The sequence below is a fragment of the Ornithinimicrobium jinqii genome, from assembly GCF_045032595.1.
Lineage (GTDB): Bacteria > Actinomycetota > Actinomycetes > Actinomycetales > Dermatophilaceae > Ornithinicoccus.
The window spans coordinates 115,087-135,432 of the sequence record NZ_JBJFZS010000025.1; the positions used below are offsets into that span (position 1 = coordinate 115,087).

The 20,346-nt window shown below is 72.7% G+C and carries 19 protein-coding genes and 2 tRNA genes; 16 read left to right on the plus strand and 5 right to left on the minus strand.

Annotation, left to right across the window (positions count from 1 at the left end; all coding sequences use genetic code 11):
• Positions 1–41: 41 nt before the first annotated feature.
• The gene (locus ACI3ET_RS12880; RefSeq protein ID WP_405033461.1) at positions 42–794 is read left to right on the plus strand and encodes an alpha/beta fold hydrolase; all 753 of its coding nucleotides are present in this window, start codon (positions 42–44) and stop codon (positions 792–794) included.
• Between the two features lie 2 nt (positions 795–796).
• Here ACI3ET_RS12880 and ACI3ET_RS12885 read toward each other — a convergent pair whose 3' ends face one another.
• Together ACI3ET_RS12885 and ACI3ET_RS12890 are read right to left on the minus strand one after the other, a co-directional pair.
• Positions 797–2,848, minus strand: a complete 2,052-nt coding sequence (locus tag ACI3ET_RS12885) for an acyl-CoA dehydrogenase family protein (RefSeq protein ID WP_405033462.1) — start codon at positions 2,846–2,848, stop codon at positions 797–799.
• Between the two features lie 57 nt (positions 2,849–2,905).
• Entirely contained in the window at positions 2,906–3,595 is a 690-nt protein-coding gene (locus ACI3ET_RS12890) for a TetR/AcrR family transcriptional regulator (RefSeq protein ID WP_405033463.1), read from the minus strand.
• Positions 3,596–3,724: 129 nt separating this feature from the next.
• Between ACI3ET_RS12890 and ACI3ET_RS12895 the strand changes: the two genes are divergently transcribed.
• From ACI3ET_RS12895 to ACI3ET_RS12940, 10 genes are all read left to right on the plus strand, one after another.
• Positions 3,725–5,017 (plus strand): acetyl-CoA C-acetyltransferase, encoded by a 1,293-nt coding sequence (locus ACI3ET_RS12895; RefSeq protein ID WP_405033464.1) that lies wholly within the window; start codon positions 3,725–3,727, stop codon positions 5,015–5,017.
• Between the two features lies 1 nt (position 5,018).
• Positions 5,019–6,452: a 3-oxoacyl-ACP reductase gene (locus ACI3ET_RS12900; protein WP_405033465.1), complete on the plus strand. Its 1,434-nt coding sequence runs from the start codon at positions 5,019–5,021 to the stop codon at positions 6,450–6,452.
• A gap of 1 nt (position 6,453) precedes the next feature.
• Entirely contained in the window at positions 6,454–7,365 is a 912-nt protein-coding gene (locus ACI3ET_RS12905) for a MaoC family dehydratase (protein ID WP_405033466.1), read from the plus strand.
• 111 nt (positions 7,366–7,476) lie between these two features.
• Positions 7,477–7,549, plus strand: a tRNA-Thr gene (locus tag ACI3ET_RS12910).
• A gap of 31 nt (positions 7,550–7,580) precedes the next feature.
• Positions 7,581–7,654, plus strand: a tRNA-Met gene (locus ACI3ET_RS12915).
• 46 nt (positions 7,655–7,700) lie between these two features.
• Complete coding sequence (gene rpmG, locus ACI3ET_RS12920) at positions 7,701–7,868, plus strand: 50S ribosomal protein L33 (protein WP_303373740.1); 168 nt, start codon at positions 7,701–7,703, stop codon at positions 7,866–7,868.
• 121 nt (positions 7,869–7,989) lie between these two features.
• The gene (locus ACI3ET_RS12925; protein WP_405033467.1) at positions 7,990–8,436 is read left to right on the plus strand and encodes an FAS1-like dehydratase domain-containing protein; all 447 of its coding nucleotides are present in this window, start codon (positions 7,990–7,992) and stop codon (positions 8,434–8,436) included.
• Complete coding sequence (locus tag ACI3ET_RS12930) at positions 8,433–8,846, plus strand: MaoC/PaaZ C-terminal domain-containing protein (protein ID WP_405033468.1); 414 nt, start codon at positions 8,433–8,435, stop codon at positions 8,844–8,846. Before ACI3ET_RS12925 ends, ACI3ET_RS12930 begins: the two co-directional genes overlap by 4 nt.
• Positions 8,843–9,946 carry a UDP-N-acetylmuramate dehydrogenase gene (locus ACI3ET_RS12935; protein WP_405033469.1) on the plus strand — a complete coding sequence of 368 codons (1,104 nt, stop codon included), beginning with the start codon at positions 8,843–8,845 and terminating at the stop codon, positions 9,944–9,946. Before ACI3ET_RS12930 ends, ACI3ET_RS12935 begins: the two co-directional genes overlap by 4 nt.
• 65 nt (positions 9,947–10,011) lie before the next feature.
• Complete coding sequence (locus tag ACI3ET_RS12940) at positions 10,012–10,950, plus strand: hypothetical protein (protein ID WP_405033470.1); 939 nt, start codon at positions 10,012–10,014, stop codon at positions 10,948–10,950.
• Positions 10,951–10,971: 21 nt separating this feature from the next.
• On the opposite strand, the gene ACI3ET_RS12945 is transcribed toward ACI3ET_RS12940, so the two are convergent.
• On the minus strand, positions 10,972–12,810 hold the full coding sequence (locus ACI3ET_RS12945) for an alpha/beta hydrolase (RefSeq protein WP_405033471.1): 1,839 nt from the start codon (positions 12,808–12,810) through the stop codon (positions 10,972–10,974).
• 33 nt (positions 12,811–12,843) lie between these two features.
• On the minus strand, positions 12,844–13,878 hold the full coding sequence (locus tag ACI3ET_RS12950) for an adenosine deaminase (RefSeq protein WP_405033472.1): 1,035 nt from the start codon (positions 13,876–13,878) through the stop codon (positions 12,844–12,846).
• Between the two features lie 112 nt (positions 13,879–13,990).
• On the opposite strand from ACI3ET_RS12950, the gene ACI3ET_RS12955 reads away from it, so the two are divergent.
• The 5 genes from ACI3ET_RS12955 (at position 13,991) to argG (ending at position 18,965) form a co-directional block, all read left to right on the plus strand.
• Positions 13,991–14,923 (plus strand): ABC transporter ATP-binding protein, encoded by a 933-nt coding sequence (locus tag ACI3ET_RS12955; protein ID WP_405033473.1) that lies wholly within the window; start codon positions 13,991–13,993, stop codon positions 14,921–14,923.
• Positions 14,920–15,810 carry a hypothetical protein gene (locus ACI3ET_RS12960; protein ID WP_405033474.1) on the plus strand — a complete coding sequence of 297 codons (891 nt, stop codon included), beginning with the start codon at positions 14,920–14,922 and terminating at the stop codon, positions 15,808–15,810. Before ACI3ET_RS12955 ends, ACI3ET_RS12960 begins: the two co-directional genes overlap by 4 nt.
• Positions 15,807–16,730 (plus strand): ABC transporter ATP-binding protein, encoded by a 924-nt coding sequence (locus ACI3ET_RS12965; RefSeq protein WP_405033475.1) that lies wholly within the window; start codon positions 15,807–15,809, stop codon positions 16,728–16,730. Before ACI3ET_RS12960 ends, ACI3ET_RS12965 begins: the two co-directional genes overlap by 4 nt.
• Positions 16,727–17,437 (plus strand): hypothetical protein, encoded by a 711-nt coding sequence (locus tag ACI3ET_RS12970; protein WP_405033476.1) that lies wholly within the window; start codon positions 16,727–16,729, stop codon positions 17,435–17,437. Before ACI3ET_RS12965 ends, ACI3ET_RS12970 begins: the two co-directional genes overlap by 4 nt.
• Before the next feature lie 76 nt (positions 17,438–17,513).
• Entirely contained in the window at positions 17,514–18,965 is a 1,452-nt protein-coding gene (argG, locus tag ACI3ET_RS12975) for an argininosuccinate synthase (protein ID WP_405033477.1), read from the plus strand.
• Between the two features lie 69 nt (positions 18,966–19,034).
• On the opposite strand, the gene ACI3ET_RS12980 is transcribed toward argG, so the two are convergent.
• The gene (locus tag ACI3ET_RS12980; protein WP_405033492.1) at positions 19,035–20,258 is read right to left on the minus strand and encodes a pyridoxal phosphate-dependent aminotransferase; all 1,224 of its coding nucleotides are present in this window, start codon (positions 20,256–20,258) and stop codon (positions 19,035–19,037) included.
• Positions 20,259–20,346 lie beyond the last annotated feature (88 nt).

Consider the following 20,346-nt stretch of genomic DNA (forward strand, 5'->3'; position numbering starts at 1 on the left):
CGCGGACACAACCGGTCCGCAGGTGGGTGCATGCTCCTCCCATGAGCGAGATCCCGCCCGGTCCCACGATGCCATCGCACGTCGTCCTCGTCCCTGGCTTCTGGCTCGGTGCCTGGGCCTGGGACGACGTCGTCCACCACCTGCGCGAGCAGGGACTCGACCCGGTGGCCCTCACCCTCCCCGGTCTGGAGACCGACCACCCGGACCGCGGCGCCGTCACGCTCGAGGACCACGTCCGGGCCGTCGAGGAGGCTATCGCCGCAGCGCCGCCGGGCACCCGCACCGTCCTCGTCGCGCACAGCGGCGCAGCGGTGCCCGCGACCGCAGCCCTCGACCGGCTCGTCGACGAGGTGGCACACGTCGTCTGGGTCGACACGGCGCCGGTCGTCGACGGCTACGCCATGGACCCGGCTGCGGAGGGTTCGGAGCACCCGCTGTCCGCCCAGTGGGACGACGAGCTGGAGCAGGGCTCGATGAGGGGCCTGAGCGAGGAGCAGCTGGCCACCTTCCGCGACCGGGCCGTTCCGCAGCCGGCAGCGACGCTGCGCGAGCAGGTCTCGCTCCACGACGACCGACGGCTCGACGTGCCCGGCACCGTGGTGTGCACCGCGTTCACGTCGGCCGACTACCGGTCCTACGCCGAGCAGGGTGCGCCGTTCCTCGCTGGGCTCCTCGAGCACCGGGCCCTGCGGCTGGTCGACCTGCCCACCGGACACTGGCCGATGTGGAGCGAGCCCCAGCAGCTGGCCGACCTCATCACCGCCCGCGCCCTCGGGGCCGTGGCCGGGGCCTGACGTCAGCCGACGGTGGCCCCCGGGGTCCACCGCTCGGCGTCGACGAGCATCTGCGACCCGAGCCAGGCCTCCGGCACTCCCAGCCCCTCGACGAGGCCGAGGGCGTGGGGGCGCAGCTCGCCGCACAGCCTGTTGACCTGCGCGGTGACCACCTTGGAGCGGCCGGCCGACATGCGGTTGTGCTGCTGGAACCAGCCGGAGTCGGCCTCGATGGAGCTGAGCGCGTAGAGGGTGCACAGCCGCTCCAGCACGTCCCGGGTCTGCGGGTCGCCGCACTCCTCGATGCCGGTGACGAAGGCCTCGAGCACCACGCGGTCCATGTGGGTGCGGGCCGCGAGGAGCACGTGGTCCTGAGCGTCGTTGAACACCCGGAAGGAGTCCTCGTCCTTGGCTCCGCGGCGCAACCGGGTGGCCAAGGTCTCCAGGACGTGGCGCTCGCGGTCGACGAACATCGACAGGTGCCAGCCGCGCTCGAGGAGCGTGTCCGCCTCGGACCGGCGGGCGGCCGCCGCGATGAGCCGGCTCACGAGCGGCCTGGCCGACGTCGCCTCGACGACCTGACCGCCGAAGGACCGGGCGGCGAACTGCACCATCCCCCGCGTGTCGAGGTCGCCGAACATCTCTTTGTAGCCGCTGAGCAGGCCCTTGGCGACCAGCTGCAGCAGCACCGTGTTGTCGCCCTCGAAGGTGGCGAAGACGTCCGCGTCGCCGCGCAGCACCGTCAGCCCGTTCTCGGCCAGGTACCCGGCCCCGCCGCAGGCCTCACGGCATACCTGGAGCGTGTCGTTGGCGAAGCGGGTGGTGAGGGCCTTGAGCCCCGCGGCCCGCGTCTCCACCTCGCGCTGCGCGACCTGGTCCTTGCCCGGCTGCTCGTGCAGCTCCTGGAGCCGCTCGACGACCTCGTTGACGGCGAAGGTGTGCGCGTAGGCGGTGGCGATCGCCGGCAGCAGTTTGCGCTGGTGGGCGAGGTAGTCGAGGAGCACGACCTCGGTCCCGTCCCCCGGGCGGGTGAACTGGTGGCGGCGCAGGGCGTAGCGGGTGGCGACCGACAGGCCCTTGCGGCTGGCGACCGCGGCCCCGGCGGCGACGCACACGCGTCCCCGCACGAGCGTGCCGAGCATCGTGAAGAACCGCCGGCTGTCGCTGTCGATCTCGGAGACGTAGCGGCCCTCGTCGTCGATGCCCCCGAACCGGTCGAGCAGCATCCTCCGGGGGACGCGCACCTGGTTGAAGCGGATCCACCCGTTGTCGACGCCGGCGAGCCCGCCCTTGGCGCCGTTGTCGCCCAGCGTCACGCCGGTCACCGGCTGCCCGTCCTCGTCGCGGACCGGCACGAGGGCGACATGGACGCCGTGGCCGGTGCCGTCGACGACCAGCTGGCCGTAGACGGCGGCGATCTGCGCGTCCTCCGCGGCCGCCCCGATGTAGGTCTTGACCGACGACGCGGTGGGGGAGTGGACGACGAGCTCGTCGGTGTCGGGGTCGTAGGTGATCGTCGTCTCCAGCGACGCCACGTCGGAGCCGTGCCCGAACTCGGTCATCGCGTAGCACCCGACGCGCTCCAGGGTGATCGTCTCCGGGAGGAAGGTCTCGTGGTGCCAGGTGGTGCCCAGCGAGGTCACGGCGCCGCCGAACAGGCCGAAGTGGACGGCCGACTTCACGGTCGCGGACAGGTCTCCGTGGGCGGTCATCTCGAAGTCGACGCAGGAGCGGCCCACGTCGTCGAGCCCGCCCTGGGCGACCGGGAAGCCGCTGCCGGCCAGGCCGTGGCCCACCAGCTCGCGGACGGTGCGCCGCGTCCACTCGCGCGCCTCGGGCACCGTCATCGCGGGGTCGCGCACCATGAGCTCCGCAGGGACCGTGGCGCGGACGTGGTCGCGCACCTGCCCGTAGCGGCCGCCGGTCGAGGCGCGGAGCGAGGCGCCGAGGACGGTGAGCTGCTCCGTGGTGCTGACCGTCGTCGCCGCCCGGGTGGCGGGGGCCGGCATCGGCAGGTCGGTGTCGACGTGGACGTCGGTGCGGGTCTGGGTGTCGGGCTGGCCGTGGGTGGTCATCGTCGTCCTCCGGGTGGCGGGTGAGGCTGGGCTTCTCGGGCAGGTACGGGGCAGCGGTCAGGTCTGGCGCGCCCCGCGCAGGGCGGGGCGGATGAGGTCGACGACGGCGGCGGTCACGTCGTCGGCGGACAGGACGGGTGGCGAGGCCGGGTCGGTGCTGTCCTGCCCCAGCCAGTGCTCGGACGCCGAGCGCACCAGCCCGACGATCCCGTGCCCCCACACCGGGGCGAGCCGGTCGGCGTCGACGCCGCGACCGGTCGCGGTGAGGTGCTCGTGCACGGTCGTGGTGAGCTGGTGGGCGATCCGGTCGGTGATCTGGTGGACCGGGTCCGCGGGGTCGCCGTCGTGGGTCTCGAGCGGGCGCGTCACCACGAAGCGGTAGATCGCGGGGTCGCGCTCGACCAGCGCGAGGTAGGAGCGGACCATCGCCTCGATGCGCGAGACGACGTCGCCGTTGCTTGCCCTGGCCACGGTCAGGTCGGCCAGGATCGTCTCGTCGACCGCCGCGACGACGGCCCGGTAGAGGCCGGTCCTATCACCGAGGTGGCGGTAGAGCACCGTCTTGCTCGTGGCCGCCTCGGCGGCGATCTCGTCCATGCCTACGCCGGGTCCGTGCTTGCGGATGGCGCGCAGGGCCGCCTCGACCAGTTGCCGCCGCCGCCGGGCACGGTGGGCCTCCCAGCGCATGTCTCGGCCGTCGCGCGCACCGCTGGGGAGCGTCGTCGGCACGGGCAGGGTGTTCCTCATGACCGACAGGGTATCGCGTACGGCGTGTATCGGCTACAGTCGGTAGCGGATAGTTTGCGCGTCCTGCCCACCACGACGCGCACCGCATACCCGCGCCGCTGTGCACGCCCCCGCACCCGAGGAGTGTCGATGACCGACCAGCCCACCCTCCGAGACGCCGTCGTCGTCGGCGGCAACCGGATCCCGTTCGGCAAGGCGGGCGGCGCGTACGCCGCAGCCTCCAACCAGTCCATGCTCACCGCCGCGGTGGACGGGCTCGTCGCCCGCTTCGGGCTGGCGGGCGAGCGGATGGGCGAGGTCGCCGCAGGTGCCGTGCTCAAGCACGCGCGCGACTTCAACCTGACCCGCGAGGTCGTGCTCGGCTCCGCACTGGACCCGACCACGCCGGCCTACGACCTGCAGCAGGCCTGCGGCACCGGCCTGGAGACCGTCATCCAGGTCGCCAACAAGATCCGCCTCGGCCAGATCGAGTCCGGCGTCGCCGGCGGTGTCGACTCGGCTAGCGACGCACCGGTCGCCGTCGGCGAGGGGCTGCGCAAGGCGCTGCTCACGGCCAGCCACGCGAGGACCCCGATGGCCAGGGTCAAGGCCTTCGCCACGATCCGACCCGGAGACCTCGCGCCGGAGTCCCCGCGCAACTCCGAGCCGCGCACCGGCCTGTCCATGGGCGAGCACCAGGCCCGCACCGCCAAGGAGTGGGGGATCACCCGCGAGGCGCAGGACGAGCTGGCCGCGGCCAGCCACCACAACCTGGCGCGCGCGTGGGACTCCGGGTTCTTCGACGACCTCGCCACCGGCTTCCTCCGGCTCTCCCGCGACCAGGGCCTGCGGCCCGACACCTCGGTCGAGAAGCTCGCGGCGCTGCAGCCGGTCTTCGGCAAGGGCGAGGGCGCCACCATGACCGCCGGCAACTCGACGCCCCTCTCCGACGGCGCAGCTGTCGTCCTCCTCGGCAGCGAGCAGTGGGCGCAGGAGCGACGGCTGCCCGTGCTGGCGCGGTTCGTCGACGCCGAGGTCGCGGCGGTGGACTACGTCAGCGGCGACGAAGGCCTGCTCATGGCGCCGGCGTATGCCGTGCCGCGCCTCCTCGCGCGCCAGGGGCTGACCCTGCAGGACTTCGACTACTACGAGATCCACGAGGCTTTCGCCTCCACGGTGCTGGCGACGTTGGCTGCCTGGGAGAGCGAGGACTTCGCCCGCGACCGCCTGGGCCTGGACGCGCCGCTGGGTCCGATCGACCGGGCGAAGCTCAACGTCAACGGCTCGTCGCTCGCCGCGGGTCACCCGTTCGCCGCCACCGGCGGCCGTATCGTGGCCACGACGGCCAAGCTGCTGCACGAGAAGGGTCCGGGCTCGCGCGGTCTCGTCTCGATCTGCGCCGCCGGCGGCCAGGGTGTCGTCGCGATCCTGGAGGGATGCTGACATGTCCGACTTCCTGACCAACCTCGCCTCGACCGGCTGGGGCCGGACCGTCACCAAGCAGCTGGGTCTGCCCCAGCCGGCGCGGCTGCGCCGGGGGCGCACCCTGCCGCAGGGCCCCGTGGTCCTCGGTGCGGCGGGCGGCACCCCGTCGCTCGTGCGCGAGACGCTCGCCCTGCTGGCGGTGCTCCCCCAGGACGCGCTCGTCGACACCGCGGCCACCCGGGTCACCGAGACCACGGAGGACGGGGAGACCCGCCAGGTGCCCGCGCCGTACCCCGCGAAGATCGGCGCGCTCGTCATCGACGCGACCTCGGCCACCGCGATCGCCGACCTGGAGACCGTGCGCGGCCTGCTGCGCCCGGCGATGAAGGCGGTCGAGACCTCGGGCCGCGTCGTGGTCGTCGGCGTCGAGCCGGAGACCGCCGGGGCACCCACCGCCGTCGCGACCCAGCAGGCCCTCGAGGGCATCGTCCGTAGCGTCGGCAAGGAGCTGCGGGGCGGTGCCACCGCCAACCTCGTGCGGGTCGACCTGCTCACGGACGAGCCCACGACGCCGACGGACCTCGCCTCGACCCTGTCGTTCCTGCTCGAGGGACGCTCGGCCTACGTCGCCGGCCAGGTGCTGCACGTCGGGCACGCCGCCGAGGGACGGGTCAGCGAGATCAGCTCTGAGCGCCCGTTCGAGGGCCAGGTGGTCGTCGTGACGGGCGCCGGTCGCGGCATCGGTGCCGGCATCGCGGAGGTGTTCGCCCGGGACGGAGCCATGGTCGTCGCGGTCGACGTGCCCGCCGCGGGCGAGGGCCTGTCGTCGGTCGCCAACAAGATCGGCGGCACCGCCCTCCAGCTGGACATCACCGCCCCGGACGCGGGGCAGCGCGTCGCCGCGCACGTCGCGCAGCGCTTCGGCGACGCGGCCCGGATCCACACGATCGTGCACAACGCGGGCATCACCCGTGACAAGCTGCTCGCGAACACCGACGAGGAGCGGTGGGGGAGCGTGCTCGAGGTCAACCTCGCCGCCCAGATCCGGATCAACGACGTCCTGCTGGACGCGTCGTTGCCCGGCGGGCTCGACGAGGGCGGTCGGGTCGTCGGGGTCGCCTCGACGTCGGGGATCGCCGGCAACCGGGGCCAGACCAACTACGCCGCCTCCAAGGCAGGCGTCATCGGCCTCGTCCGCGCCATGGGCGCCGACGAGCGGCTCGCCCGACGCGGGATCACCGTCAACGCCGTGGCTCCCGGGTTCATCGAGACCGAGATGACCGCCCGGGTGCCGCTGGCGACCCGCGAGATCGGACGGCGCATCAACTCCCTGCAGCAGGGTGGACGGCCGGTCGACGTCGCCGAGACCATCGCCTGGTTCGCCCAGCCCGCCACGGCCGCGGTCACCGGCCGGGTGCTGCGCGTGTGCGGCCAGTCCCAGCTGGGGGCCTGAGGTGAGCGACCTCGACGTCCGCCTCGTCGACGCCCCGCCAAGCATCCCGGCGCTCTTCGCCCGGGCCGTGGCCACCAGCCGCGGCCGGGCGGGGGCCACGGCGCCGCTGCCGACCCACCGGCTCATGATGACCGGGGTCCGCCAGGACGTCCGACGCCTCGCCGACTACGCCGAGGTGACCGGGGGTGTCCTGTCGGACCGCCTCCCGGCCACCTGGCTGCACGTGCTGACCTTCCCGCTGCAGGTGCAGCTGATGGCCGGGCGTGACTTCCCGTTCCCGATGGTCGGCCTGGTGCACGTCGCCAACGCGATGACCCAGCACCGTCCGGTCCGGGTGGAGGAGGAGCTCATCCTCTCCACGTGGACCGACACGCTGGCCCCGCACCGCAAGGGCCACACGGTCGACCTGGTCGGCGAGGTCCGCGTCGGCGACGAGGTCGTCTGGGAGGGGCGCAGCACCTACCTGGCCAGGGGGCGAGGTGCGGAGGCAGGGCCCCCCAGCCCCAGCCCCGGCGCCCCCGGCCCCGGCCCCGGCGCCCCCGGCCCCGACGCCCCCCAGCTCGCCATACCGCAGACAGAGCTCGCCACCTGGAGGCTGCCGGCGGACCTGGGTCGCCGCTACGCCGGTGTCTCCGGCGACGCGAACCCGATCCACCTCACGGCGCTGACCGCCAAGGCACTGGGTTTCCCCCGCGCGATCGCGCACGGCATGTGGACGCACGCCCGCGCGCTGGCCGCGGTCCAGCCCCGGCTCGTCGACGCCTTCACGGTGGACGCCCAGTTCGTCAAGCCGATCCTCCTCCCGTCCACCGTCGTCCTCCGGGGCGGCGTGACCGACGGCGTGGGCGCGCTCGCGGTGACCTCCCGCGACGCCGCGAGCAGACACCTGTTCCTGCAGGTCAGCAGGCCTTGACCTTCCTGCGCGGCGGGGTCGGGGACGTCGTTTTGGAGGTGTCCGACCCCGTCGTGTAAAGTTGCCTCTCGCTGCCTGCGGGTCAATCATGACCGGCAGGAACCACAGTCCGCCCCCATAGCTCAGTCGGTAGAGCGTCTCCATGGTAAGGAGAAGGTCAACGGTTCGATTCCGTTTGGGGGCTCGCTGGGAGCGGCCCTCGGTCGCCTCCTCGAGGCGGGATAGCTCAGCTGGTTAGAGCGCACGACTCATAATCGTGAGGTCGCGGGATCGAGCCCCGCTCCCGCTACCCGACAACGCACAGTCCACCGAATTTTTCGAGAGCAGGTTGCATCGTGGCCAAGAGCACCGACGTCCGCCCCAAGATCACCCTGGCGTGCACGGAGTGCAAGGAGCGCAACTACATCACCAAGAAGAACCGTCGGAACAACCCCGACCGGCTCGAGATGGCGAAGTTCTGCCCCCGCTGCGGCAAGCACACCCCGCACCGCGAGACCCGCTGACACCACGTCAGACCGAGGGCCGTCACCCAGACAGGGTGGCGGCCCTCGGCGTTTCCCCGGGTAGCCGGTGCCCCTCGTCTCCCGGACGGGGTCGCGGGGCCGCCCCGATAGGCTGACCCGCATGCCCGTCAACCCCGACTTCGCCGGCCGGGAGTACCCGCCTGCCGGTCCGTTCCCCGTGACCCGCGAGGAGATCGTCGCCTTCGCCGACGCGATCGGCTCGACGAACCAGGCGCACCGCGACCCCGAGACCGCTCGCTCGCTGGGGTACGCCGACGTCGTCGCGCCCCCGACCTTCGCGGTCTCGCTGGCCCAGCGGTGCGAGGCGCAGCTGGTCCAGGACCCGGTCGCGGGCATCGACTTCTCGCGCGTCGTCCACGGCCAGGAGGGGTTCGTCCACCACCGTCCGGTCGTCGCCGGAGACACCCTGAGCGGGGTGCTCCACGTCGACACCATGCGCGAGGCGGGCGGGCACGGCATGGTGTCGACCCGAGTGGAGCTGACCGACGCCGCCGGGCAGCCCGTCACCACCGTGACGTCGACGATCGTCGTCAGGGGCGGGTCATGACGTCCGGGCCGACCACGGTTCCCGGCGCACTCCGCCGCACGGTCACCGTCGACCGCGCCCGGCTCGTGGCCTACGCCGACGCATCGGGGGACCAGAACCCGATCCACCAGGACTCCGGCTTCGCCCGCTCCGTCGGCCTGGACGACGTCATCGCGCACGGCATGTGGACGATGGGCGCCGCGCTCGACGTGGTCACCGCCTACGTCGGCGGTGACCCCGGCCGCATCCTGTCGTGCGCCACGAGGTTCACCGGGATGGTCGTCGTCCCCGAGGACGAGACCGTCGAGGTGCTCGTCGAGGGCGTGGTGAGGAAGACCGACGAGGCCGCCGGCACGCAGATGCTCGAGCTCACCGCGACGTGCCGCGGGGAGAAGGTCCTCGGCCGCTGCCAGGCTGTGGTCCGCGCATGACGCAGCCGCTCGCCGAGCTCACCACCATGCGCGTCGGCGGGCCTCCCCGCCGTCTGGTCACCGCCACGACCGAGGCCGAGCTGATCGAGGCCGTCCGGGAGACGGACGCGGCCGGGGAGCCGCTGCTCGTCGTCGGGGGCGGCTCGAACCTGCTCGTCGCCGACGCCGGCTTCCCGGGCACGGTCGTGCACGTGGCCACCCGAGGGATCGAGGTCCCCCACGACTCGGCCTGCGGTGGTGTCACGGCCACGATCGCGGCGGGCGAGGTGTGGGACGACGTCGTCGCGCACGCCTGCGAGCACGGCTGGTCCGGCATCGAGGCCCTCTCGGGCATCCCCGGCGCCACGGGCGCCACCCCGGTCCAGAACGTCGGGGCCTACGGCCAGGAGGTCGCGCAGACCGTCGCCCAGGTCCGCGTGTGGGACCGCGAGGAGGCCCGGGTCCGCACCCTCTTTGCCGGCGACCTGCAGTTCTCCTACCGCCACTCGCTCCTCAAGGAGTCGATGCTCGGCCCCGATGTACCCGCCGGCGCCGTGACGCCGCGCTACGTCGTGCTCACCGTCACCTTCTCGCTGCGCCCCACCGAGATGTCCCAACCCGTGGGGTATGCCGCGCTCGCGGACGGCCTCGGCGTGCAGCTGGGGCAGCGGGTCCCGCTCGGCGAGGCTCGCTCGGCGGTCCTCGACCAGCGACGGCGTCGCGGCATGGTGCTCGACGCCGCCGACCACGACACGTGGAGCTGCGGCTCGTTCTTCACCAACCCGATCCTCACCGCGCCGCAGATGGCCGAGCTGCGGGTTCGTGCGCTGGACCGGCTCGGGGCTGACGGGCCGACCCCTCCCGAGTTCCCGGCACCGCAGGACCGCATCAAGACGTCCGCCGCCTGGCTCATCGACCGGGCCGGGTTCGCCAAGGGGCACGGCACGCTCGACGGGCGTCCGGCGGGGTTGTCGACGAAGCACACCCTGGCGCTGACCAACCGCGGGGGCGCGACCGCCGCAGACGTCCTCGCGCTGGCCCGCGAGGTGCGTGACGGGGTCGAGGCAGCCTTCGGGGTACGCCTGGTGAACGAGCCGGTCCTCGTCGGGCTGACCCTCTGAGCGCTGCAGCGCAGCACCGGCGCCCGCCCCGACACAGACGGGGTGGACGCTGGAAGGATGGGACGATGCGCCACCGACATAGGGCAGGGCTCTCCGCCCCGTGCACCACCCTGCTGCTCGTCGGGCTGAGCGCGGGGGCGCTCGTCCTCGGCGCCTGCGGGTCGGCGACCGACACTCCGGCCGCGCCCTCCACGGACGAGGACCCGGCCGGGACGCACGTGCGCATCGTGCGGCCGGGGGAGGAGCTCGTCGCCCACGGCATCCTCATGCAGACCGCACCCGAACGCGTCGAGATCTGCCTCGGCGGCGTCGCCGAGTCCTACCCGCCCCAGTGCGACGGCCCGGTGCTCAGGGGCGACTTCTCGTGGGACGACGTCTCGCAGCAGCGATCTGGGACCGTCACCTGGACCGACGACCCCGTCTTCGCCGTGGGCACCTTCGACGCCGACGACGGCGACACCGGGTCCTTCACCCTCGCGCGGGCCATCAGCACCGGTCCGCCACCGGGGTATGCCGTGCCCGCCCCGCAGGAGCCGGCCTTCCCCCAGCTGTGCGACGACCCCTACCGCGACGGTGCCGAGGGTCCCCCCGACCAGGCCGAGCAGGAGGCCCTGAGGACGGCGCTGGAGGACCTGGACGGCTATGTCACCTCCTGGGTCTCGGACGGCTCCCACCTCTACAACGTGGTCGTGACCAGCGACCCCGAGCAGGCCCACGACCAGCTGCGCGAGGTCTGGTCCGGAGGCCTGTGCGTGGTCGAGCGCGACCTGCCCACCCAGGACCGGTTGCGCGCGGCGCAGGAGGCGCTGTCGGCCCGCTTCGAGGAGGTGGGGCTGCTGTCGTCCGGCTCCGGCGGCGTCACCGGCCTGCTGGACGTCGGCGTGGTGGTCACCGACCAGGCCTCGGTCGACGCGGTCCGGGAGATCGTCTCCCCCTGGCTGACGCCCGACCAGGTCGTCATCACCGGTGCACTCCAGCCGATGAGGGCCACGGGCACGTCGTGAGGGCGACCACCCGCGCCCGCCTCAGCGCGGGATGAGGATCTCCTCGATCCCGTCCACGATGTGGGAGTAGTCGGCTGTGGGATCCATCCCCAGGACCCCCGCCCACAGCGGCACCATCTCGTCCTTGTACTCGTGGCCGTGGCCTGGCGGCACCTCGACGGACAGCGGCATGTCGGTGGCGAGCTGCCAGAAGGTCACCCACGCGGCCCAGTCCAGCGCCGGTGACAGGTCACGGCCCACCTGCTCGCGCAACCAGTCCGGCTCGGCCCACAGCAGCGCGGGGGACCACCAGATGATCGGGTCGGACGCGTGCTGACCGTAGACGATGCGCGGCTCCTCCCACTCCACGTAGGGGCCCCCGTAGAAGTCGTGCACCAGCTCCTCGGGCCGCGTGGCGAAGCGGACGTGCCGACCGTTGTCCACCACCGGTGCGATCTCGGGGCTTCCCTCGCGCCGCTGCTCGGTCAGGCTGGACCACAGCGGGCTGAAGCGCGGGGTGCCGGTCCACACCGCGCCGTCGACCCGGGCCAGCATGTCGTCCGCGGAGTCGAAGGCACCCTGCCCGCCGAAGGACCCCAGCGACTCACCGCTGACGAGGAGGAGCGGCCGTTCGTCCTCCGGCAGCGCCAGCACGAGCGCCTCGACCCGGTCGAAGAGGGCCCGCCCCGCCTCCGGAGGCGTGGTCCGGTCCGAGAGGTAGGCCAGGGCGCTGGGAAAGTAGCTGTACTGCACCGAGACGGTCGCCACGTCGCCCGCCGTGAGGAACTCGAGCGCCTGGACCGACCACTCCTGCACGAAGCCTGTCCCCGTCGACGTGCTCACCAGCACCACGGACCGGTCCAGCCCGCCGGCCCGCACCAGCTCCGCCGCTGCGGCGTCGGCGGCCTCCTCGACGCCGTCGTGCTCCTCCTTTCCGGCGTAGACGCGCACCGGCTCACGGGCAGCCTCTCCCGTGGCAGCCTCGATGTCCGCCGCCCTGGGCCCGTCCGCCACGAACGCCTGGCCGTCGCGGCCCAGCGACTCCCACGCCTCGAACGACCCTGGGCCTCCCGAGCGCTCGGGCTCCGTGGGGACCTCGCGACCCTCGGGAGGCTGCGCGTTGAGCTGCTGGGCGTTGCCGAGCGCCCAGTTCATCCCGCGGCGGTAGATGACCTGGTCGCTCACCAGCCAGAGCGCCCCGAGGACCAGCGCGGCCGCCACGACGGGCACCACGACGTGCGGGATCACCGGCCGGACCAGGTGGCGGACGCCCCGCCACAGCTGGACCACCGCCCGCCCGGCCAGCAGCAGCACGGCGAAGATCACCATCCCCGCGAGCAGCCCCAGGAGCTGGCTGAGGTGGCCACCTGAAGGGACCCCGATAAGGTCGGCGATCACCTGCTGCTGGCGCACACCGTAGGCCCAGACCCCTGCGCTCACCACGACGAGGAGCAGCTGCCAGCCCGTGCGCAGGCCCCAGTCCGACCGGGCGTTGATGCGCAGGACGAGGTCGGTGCGGCGCGCGAACCAGCCGACGAGGCGACCGAGCAGGTCGCCCACGACGTACCCGAAGGCGAGCGAGACGCCGACGTTGACCGCCGTCATCCACCACGCACGGGGGAGCAGGCTCGGCGAGAGCGCGATCCACAGCATGACCAGCCCGAAGGTGAGCCCGGGCACCGACAGGCGCCGCAGCAGGGATCGGGAGCGGTCGCCCCGGGGCACCGGGTAGACCGAGTGCGGGGTGCCGCGCTCCGGCATCCGGAACGGGTTGGTCACCGACGGGTGGCCCCAGAAGGGCCGGGCCGACGAGCGCCCTCCCGCCGAACCACCCACGCCCGCGCCCGGCGTCGACGTGTCGCTGCCCCCCGCTCTGCTCACCCGGTCATGCTAGCGCCGCGGCCCCTGACCGACTCAGTCCGCGACCGGCGTGGCCAGCCACGCGTCGATGCCCGCCAGGAGGGTATGGCGAACGTGCTCGGGCGCCCGCGACCCCCGCACCGAGTCGCGGGCCAGCGCGGCCAGCGCCACGTCGTCGAGGCTGTGGTCGAGGCGCGCGCTCGTGTACTGGTCGGCGAGCCGGCTGCCGAAGAGCAGCGGGTCGTCGGCCCCCAGCGCCACCCGCGCCCCGGCGTCGACGAGCCTCCGCAGGGGGACGTCCGCCAGGGTGGGGTAGACGCCGAGCGCGACGTTGCTGCCGGGGCACACCTCGAGCGTCACCCCCTCCTCCACCACCCGCCTGAGCACCTCGTCGTCCTCGGCGGCCCGCACCCCGTGCCCGAGGCGGTCCGGCCCCAGGTGGTCCAGGGCCTGCCCCACGTGCTCGGGGCCCAGCAGCTCGCCGGCGTGCGGCACGCTGGCCAGCCCCGCCTGACGCGCGATCCGGAATGCCCCGGCGAACTCCTCGGTCGTGCCCCGGCGTTCGTCGTTGCTCAGCCCGAACCCGACGACCGAACCCCCCCCGTCGCCGGCGTGCAGCGCGGCCAGCCGCGCCAGGGTGCGGGCCTCCAGAGGGTGCCGCATCCGGCTGGCCGCGACGATGACGGCCACCTGGGTCCCGGTGGCCTCGCTCGCAGCCCGCGCCTCGTCGAGCACGATCTCGACCGCCGGCGTGATTCCCCCCACGAACGGTGCGTAGGACGTGGGGTCGACCTGCATCTCCAGCCAGCCCGACCCCTCGGCCGCGTCGTCCTCGGCGGCCTCCCGAACGATCCGGCGCATGTCCGCCTCGTCCCGCACGCAGGCGCGGGCGGCGTCGTAGAGCCGCTGGAACCGGAACCAGCCCCGCTCGTCCCGGGCGCTCAGCGGCGGGGGCCACTGCGTCGTCAGTGCCGACGGCAACCGCATCCCGTGCTTGTCCGCGAGCTGCCGCAGGGTCTCGATGCGCATCGACCCGGTGAAGTGCAGGTGCAGGTGGGCCTTGGGCAGGGCGCGCACCGGACGGGTCATGGCTCGTGTCTACCCCATGGGCGGGCATGGCGTGGGCAGGGGGGAGGCGTCATCGCGGTCGGGGGGACAGCCCCACTCCGTCCGGCCTCCTCCGCCGGATACTGTCGCCGCCATGGGAGTCATCGAGACGCAGGGGCTGGGCAAGCGCTATGCCGGTGGCTCCGTGATCGCCCTCGAGGACCTGACGGTCGACCTCGGCGGCGGGGTGACCGGCCTCGTCGGGGCCAACGGTGCCGGCAAGTCGACGCTGATCAAGATCCTGCTCGGGCTGCTCAGCCCGACCAGCGGCTCGGCGCGGGTCCTGGGGCACGACATCGCCGGCGGTGGCGCGCAGATCCGGCAGCTGGTCGGCTACATGCCCGAGCACGAGTGCCTGCCGCCGGACACGCGGGCGATCGACTTCGTCGTGCACATGGGCCGGATGTCGGGGCTGCCCCCGGCGGCGGCCCGGGAGCGCGCCGCGGACGTCCTGCGCCACGTGGGCCTGGCCGAGGAGCGCTACCGCCTCATGGGCACCTACTCCACAGGGATGAAGCAGCGCGCCAAGCTCGCGCAGGCCCTGGTCCACGACCCGCAGCTGGTGATGCTCGACGAGCCGACCAACGGTCTCGACCCGGCGGCCCGCGACGACATGCTCGGGCTGATCCGCCGCATCGGGCACGACTTCGGCATCCCCGTGCTCGTCACCTCCCACCTGCTCGGCGAGCTCGAGCGGGTCAGTGACCACGTCGTCGTCCTTGACGCCGGTCACCTCCTGCGCTCGGAGGCGACGCAGTCATTCCTCGGCGACACGGGTGTGCTCGTCGTCGAGGTGCTGGCCGTGGGACCGGATGCCCAGGCCCGCATGGGGGAGGCGCTCGCCGCCCGCGGGCTGGTCTGCCGTCCGCACGGCTCCCTGATCGAGATCGACCCGACGACGGCCGCGCCCGACGCGCTGCGGGACATGGTCCGCGACACCGCCGCCGACCTGGGTCTGGGCCTGGTGCGGCTGCAGGCCCAGACCGGACAGCTCGAGGACGTCTTCCGTGAGGAGGTGGCGGGGTGAGCGCCCAGCCCGAACGGCGTGGTGTGATCCACGACATCGGCTACCGCAGCTACTCCGGCCCGCGGGTGGGCAACGGCGCGATCGCCCGCTCGCTCCTGTGGTCCGGGATGCTGGCGGTCTTCGGGTTCGGCCGGTCGGGGAAGGCCAAGATCCTGCCCTTTGCCCTGCTGGCGATGAGCATCGTCCCGGCCGTCGTGCTGGTGGGCATCATGGCGTTCATCGGGCTGGACTCCGAGCTGCTCAACTACGCCGGCTACAACCAGAACACCGCCTTCCTCGTCGCCCTCTTCGTCGCGGCGCAGGCGCCGGTGCTGTTCTCGCGCGACCTGCGCTCCGGCGTGATCAGCCTCTACCTGGCACGTCCGCTGGGGGCGACGGAGTTCGCGCTCACCCGGTGGGCGTCGCTGCTCGTGTCGATCATGGCCTTCGTGCTCACGCCGCTGCTCATCCTGCTCGTCGGCGGGCTCGCGGCGGGTGCGGACGTCGGCGAGGAGCTGCCCCGGTTCGCGGTGGCGGCCGGCGGTGCCGTCCTGATGGCCGTCATGCTCGCCACCGTCGCCGCGCTCGCGGCGTCCTGGACGATGCGGCGCGGCCTGGCGGTCGGCGGCACGATCATGGTGCTCCTCATGGGGCTGGGCATCACCGCAGCCCTGCAGGAGGTCGCCTCCGGCGAGGGTCAGGAGCGGCTGGCCACCTGGCTGGGGCTGCTGTCACCGTTCGTCGTCGTCGACTCCGTCCAGGTCGGGCTGAGCGACGCCGCGGCCGTCTACCCGGCGCCCGCCGACACGGCCAGCACGGCCCTGCTCATGCTCGCAGTGGCGCTCGTCCTCGTCGCACTGGGGCTGGTCGCCCTGGTCCGCCGCTACCGCAGCAAGGGGTCACGATGAGCGAGCTGGTCCTGGAGAAGGTCTCGCGCTGGTACGGCAACGTCGTCGCCGTCAACGACGTGACGATGTCGATCGGCCCGGGCGTCACCGGCCTTCTCGGTCCCAACGGTGCCGGCAAGTCGACGCTGATCGCGATGATGGCCGGCTTCCTGGCGCCGTCGGCCGGAGCGGTGACCCTCGACGGGTCCCCGGTGTGGCGCGACGTCGGCGCCTACCGCCACCTCGGGCTGGTCCCCGAGCGCGAGGTCAGCTTCTCCTACCTGACCGGCCGGCAGTTCGTCCAGGCCAGCGCCGAGCTGCACCGCCTGCCCTCCGCGCGGACGGCGACCCAGCGGGCGCTCGAGGAGGTCGACCTCGTGGAGGCGGCCGACCGGCCGATCAGCACCTACTCCAAGGGGATGCGCCAGCGGGCCAAGCTCGCCTCCGCACTGGTGCACGAGCCGGACGTCCTGCTCCTGGACGAGCCGTTCAACGGCGTCGACCCGCGCCAGCGCATGCACCTCATGGAGCTGCTCACCCGGATGGGGGAGCAGGGGCGGGCGGTGCTCTTCTCCAGCCACATCCTCGAGGAGGTCGAGCACATCGCCCGGCACATCGAGGTCGTCGTCGCCGGTCGGCACGCGGCGAGCGGCGACTTCGGGGCGATCCGGCGGCTGATGACCGACCGACCCTCGCACTACACCGTGCGCAGCAGCGACGACCGGACGCTCGCAGCGGTGCTGATGGGCGAGTCCAGCGTCCGGGGCGTGGGCCTGATCCAGCTGGGCACCGGCCCCGCACTGACCGTGGAGGTGACCGACATGGGCGGGTTCACGACGGCGCTGCCCAGGCTGGCGCGCGAGCACCGGATCACGGTGCGGGAGCTGCTGCCCACCGACGAGTCTCTGGAGTCGGTCTTCACCTACCTGGTGCAGTCGTGAACGTCACGATCATGCGTCTGGCGCTGCAGGCGCTCGCCGGCCAGCGCCGTGGGCTGCTCCTCGTGGGCCTGCCCCTGCTGCTCGTCGTCACGGCCGCCGTGCTCCGCGCCCTCACGGGCGAGGCGGTCAGCGCCCGCCTCGTGGTCCTCGAGCTCGGGCTGGCGCTCGTCGTCCCCCTCGTCTCCCTGCTCGCCGCCAACGGCGTGCTCGGCCCCGAGATCGACGACGGCTCGGTGGTCTACCTCCTGTCCACCCCCGTGAGCAGGTATGCCGTGGCCGCCTCCAAGTTCGTGGTCGCCGCCGCCGTCAGCGTGGTCCTGGGCGGGGGCGGGCTCGCCGCGACGGCGTTCGCGGGCGGGCTGAGCGGGCGGTGGCTGCTCGCCTCGGCGCTGATGGGCGCGATCGCGGCCGTCCTCTACACCGCCCTGTTCACCGCGATGTCGGCCGCGACCCGGCACGGCATGATCGCCGGGCTGGTCTACGTGCTGATCGTCGAGGGTCTGCTGGCGGCCTTCCTCGTCGGGATGCGCTACGTCTCCGTGCAGTCGCTGACCCAGCGGCTCGGGGAGGCGGTGACCGACGTGGACATCCCGCCGGTGGACCTGTCGCTCACCTATGCCGGTGTCGCCGCGGCCGTCGTCCTCGTCGTGGGCGTCCTCCTGGCGGGGTGGCGGCTGCAGCGATTCCAGCTGCGTGGCGACGAGTAGGCCCTTCGCAGGGGCCTTGAGGGTGCGCTGACCTGCGGATTGCATATCTATGCGTAACACCGCATACACTGCGGGCATGTCTAAGGTCTTGACGAGCATCCCTGTTGGTGAACGTGTCGGCATCGCCTTCTCGGGCGGTCTCGACACCTCGGTGGCGGTCGCGTGGATGCGAGAGAAGGGCGCCGTGCCCTGCACCTACACGGCCAACATCGGGCAGTACGACGAGCCCGACATCGACGGCGTCCCGGGCCGCGCCCAGGAGTACGGCGCCGAGCTCGCCCGGCTGGTCGACTGCCGCCCCGAGCTCGTCGAGGAGGGGCTGGTCGCGCTGGCGTGCGGCGCCTTCCACATCCGCTCCGGCGGGCGGACCTACTTCAACACCACCCCCCTGGGCCGTGCGGTCACCGGCACCATGCTCATCCGCGCCATGAAGGACGACGACGTCAACATCTGGGGCGACGGCTCGACCTTCAAGGGCAACGACATCGAGCGGTTCTACCGCTACGGCCTGCTCGCCAACTCCAACCTGCGCATCTACAAGCCGTGGCTCGACGAGGCCTTCGTGCACGAGCTCGGCGGTCGCGACGAGATGAGCCAGTGGCTCACCGAGCGCGAGCTGCCCTACCGCTCGAGCAAGGAGAAGGCCTACTCCACCGACGCCAACATCTGGGGCGCCACCCACGAGGCCAAGTCCCTGGAGCACCTCGACCAGGGTATGGAGATCGTCGAGCCGATCATGGGGGTCAAGTTCTGGGACCCGCAGGTGCAGATCGACCCCGAGGACGTCGTCGTGTCCTTCGTCCACGGCCGCCCGGTCGCCATCGACGGGGACGACTTCGGCGAGGACGCGGTCGCGCTGGTGATGGCGGCCAACGCGATCGGCGGTCGGCACGGGCTGGGCATGGCCGACCAGATCGAGAACCGGATCATCGAGGCCAAGTCCCGCGGCATCTACGAGGCGCCCGGCATGGCGCTGCTGCACATCGCCTACGAGCGGCTCGTCAACGCCATCCACAACGAGGACACCATCGCCGCCTACCACCAGCAGGGACGCGCGCTCGGGCGGCTCATGTACGAGGGTCGCTGGCTCGACCCGCAGGCCCTGATGATCCGCGAGTCGCTGCAGCGGTGGGTCGGCTCGGCCATCACCGGCGAGGTGACGGTGCGACTGCGTCGGGGCGACGACTACTCGATCGTCAAGACCGACGGGCCGGCCTTCTCCTACCACCCCGACAAGCTGTCGATGGAGCGCGTCAGCAACGCGGCGTTCGGCCCGACCGACCGGATCGGCCAGCTGACGATGCGCAACCTCGACATCGCCGACTCCCGCTCGCGCCTGGAGCAGTACGTCGCCATGGGCCTGCTGGGCTCCGGTGGCTCGGCGGCCTCCGCCATGGGCCTGGCGACGACCTCGCTGGTGGGCGAGCTCACCCCGGGGGGCGCCGAGCGCATCGCCGGCGGGGTCGGCCCGACCGAGGACGAGGAAGAGGCGCTCGACTGGGCGGCCATGGAGTTCGGCACCGACTGACCCCGGCCCCGGCCGGACGCGCGAGGGGCGCCACCCCGGTCGGGTGGCGCCCCTTCGTCGTGGTCCGGGTCAGCGGGCCTCGCCCAGGAGCCTCTGGATGCGGCCGACGCCCTCCTTGAGGTCATCGTCGCCGAGGGCGTAGCTCAGGCGCAGGTAGCCGCTGGGCCCGAACGCCTCGCCGGGCACGACCGCCACCTCCACCTCGTCGAGGATCAGCGCGGCCAGCTCGGCGGACGTCTGCGGCGTGCGCCCCCGGATCTCCTTGCCCAGGACGCCCTCGACCGAGGGGTAGGCGTAGAAGGCGCCCCGCGGCACGGGGCAGTGCACGCCCTCGATCGCGGTGAGCATCTCGACCATCAGCTTCCGCCGCCGGTCGAACGCGGTGCGCATCTCCTCGACCGCGTCCAGCGACCCCTCGAGCGCCGCGACCGCTGCACGCTGCGAGACGTTGGCGACGTTGGACGTCGCGTGGCTCTGCAGGTTGGTCGCGGCCTTGACGACGTCCTTCGGCCCGATCATCCACCCGACGCGCCAGCCGGTCATCGCGTAGGTCTTGGCCACGCCGTTGAGCACGACGCAGGTGTCGGCGAGCTCGGGGACGAGCACCGGCATCGAGGGAGCCTGCGCCCCGTCGTAGAGCAGGTGCTCGTAGATCTCGTCGGTCACGACCCAGATCCCGTGCTCGAGCGCCCAGCGCCCGATCGCCTCGACCTGCTCGGGGGGGTAGACCGCCCCGGTCGGGTTGGAGGGGGAGCAGAAGAGGAGCACCTTGGTCCGCTCGGTGCGCGCGGCCTCGAGTTGCTCGACCGTCACGAGGTACCCCGCGTCGGCCCCGGCGAACACCTCCACCGGGTCCCCGCCGGCCAGTCGGATGGCCTCGGGGTAGGTCGTCCAGTAGGGCGTGGGCAGGATGACCTCGTCGCCCGGGTCGAGGAGCGTCGCGAAGGTGTTGTAGACCGCCTGCTTGCCACCGTTGGTGACGAGCACGTTGGCCGGCTCCACGGCATACCCCGAGTCGCGCTGCGTCTTGGCGACGACGGCCTTCTTGAGCTCCGGGAGCCCGCCGGCGGGGGAGTAGCGGTGGTTCACCGGCTGAGAGGCGGCCTCGATCGCGGCCTGGACGATGTAGTCCGGCGTGGCGAAGTCGGGTTCTCCGGCGCCGAAGCCGATGACCGGGCGGCCCTCGGCCTTCAGCGCCTTGGCCTTCGCGTCGACGGCGAGGGTGGCGGACTCGGCGATGGAGCCGATGCGGCGTGAGATGCGGGTTCGGGTCTGATCGGTCACGCGCCCCATCTTTGCACCTGGGTAGTGGGTCACGTAGACTCACCGTTCGGGTGTTCGCACCGCGCGTCAGCCTGCCCCCCAGCAGACCGGCGTGGCA

Coding starts and splice junctions, on each gene's coding strand:
- ACI3ET_RS12880 (WP_405033461.1), top strand. CDS start 42: ATGAGCGAGATCCCGCCCGGTCCCACGATGCCATCGCACGTCGTCCTC.
- ACI3ET_RS12885 (WP_405033462.1), bottom strand. CDS start 2,848: ATGACCACCCACGGCCAGCCCGACACCCAGACCCGCACCGACGTCCAC.
- ACI3ET_RS12890 (WP_405033463.1), bottom strand. CDS start 3,595: ATGAGGAACACCCTGCCCGTGCCGACGACGCTCCCCAGCGGTGCGCGC.
- ACI3ET_RS12895 (WP_405033464.1), top strand. CDS start 3,725: ATGACCGACCAGCCCACCCTCCGAGACGCCGTCGTCGTCGGCGGCAAC.
- ACI3ET_RS12900 (WP_405033465.1), top strand. CDS start 5,019: ATGTCCGACTTCCTGACCAACCTCGCCTCGACCGGCTGGGGCCGGACC.
- ACI3ET_RS12925 (WP_405033467.1), top strand. CDS start 7,990: ATGCCCGTCAACCCCGACTTCGCCGGCCGGGAGTACCCGCCTGCCGGT.
- ACI3ET_RS12930 (WP_405033468.1), top strand. CDS start 8,433: ATGACGTCCGGGCCGACCACGGTTCCCGGCGCACTCCGCCGCACGGTC.
- ACI3ET_RS12935 (WP_405033469.1), top strand. CDS start 8,843: ATGACGCAGCCGCTCGCCGAGCTCACCACCATGCGCGTCGGCGGGCCT.
- ACI3ET_RS12940 (WP_405033470.1), top strand. CDS start 10,012: ATGCGCCACCGACATAGGGCAGGGCTCTCCGCCCCGTGCACCACCCTG.
- ACI3ET_RS12950 (WP_405033472.1), bottom strand. CDS start 13,878: ATGACCCGTCCGGTGCGCGCCCTGCCCAAGGCCCACCTGCACCTGCAC.
- ACI3ET_RS12955 (WP_405033473.1), top strand. CDS start 13,991: ATGGGAGTCATCGAGACGCAGGGGCTGGGCAAGCGCTATGCCGGTGGC.
- ACI3ET_RS12965 (WP_405033475.1), top strand. CDS start 15,807: ATGAGCGAGCTGGTCCTGGAGAAGGTCTCGCGCTGGTACGGCAACGTC.
- argG (WP_405033477.1), top strand. CDS start 17,514: ATGTCTAAGGTCTTGACGAGCATCCCTGTTGGTGAACGTGTCGGCATC.
- ACI3ET_RS12980 (WP_405033492.1), bottom strand. CDS start 20,258: ATGGGGCGCGTGACCGATCAGACCCGAACCCGCATCTCACGCCGCATC.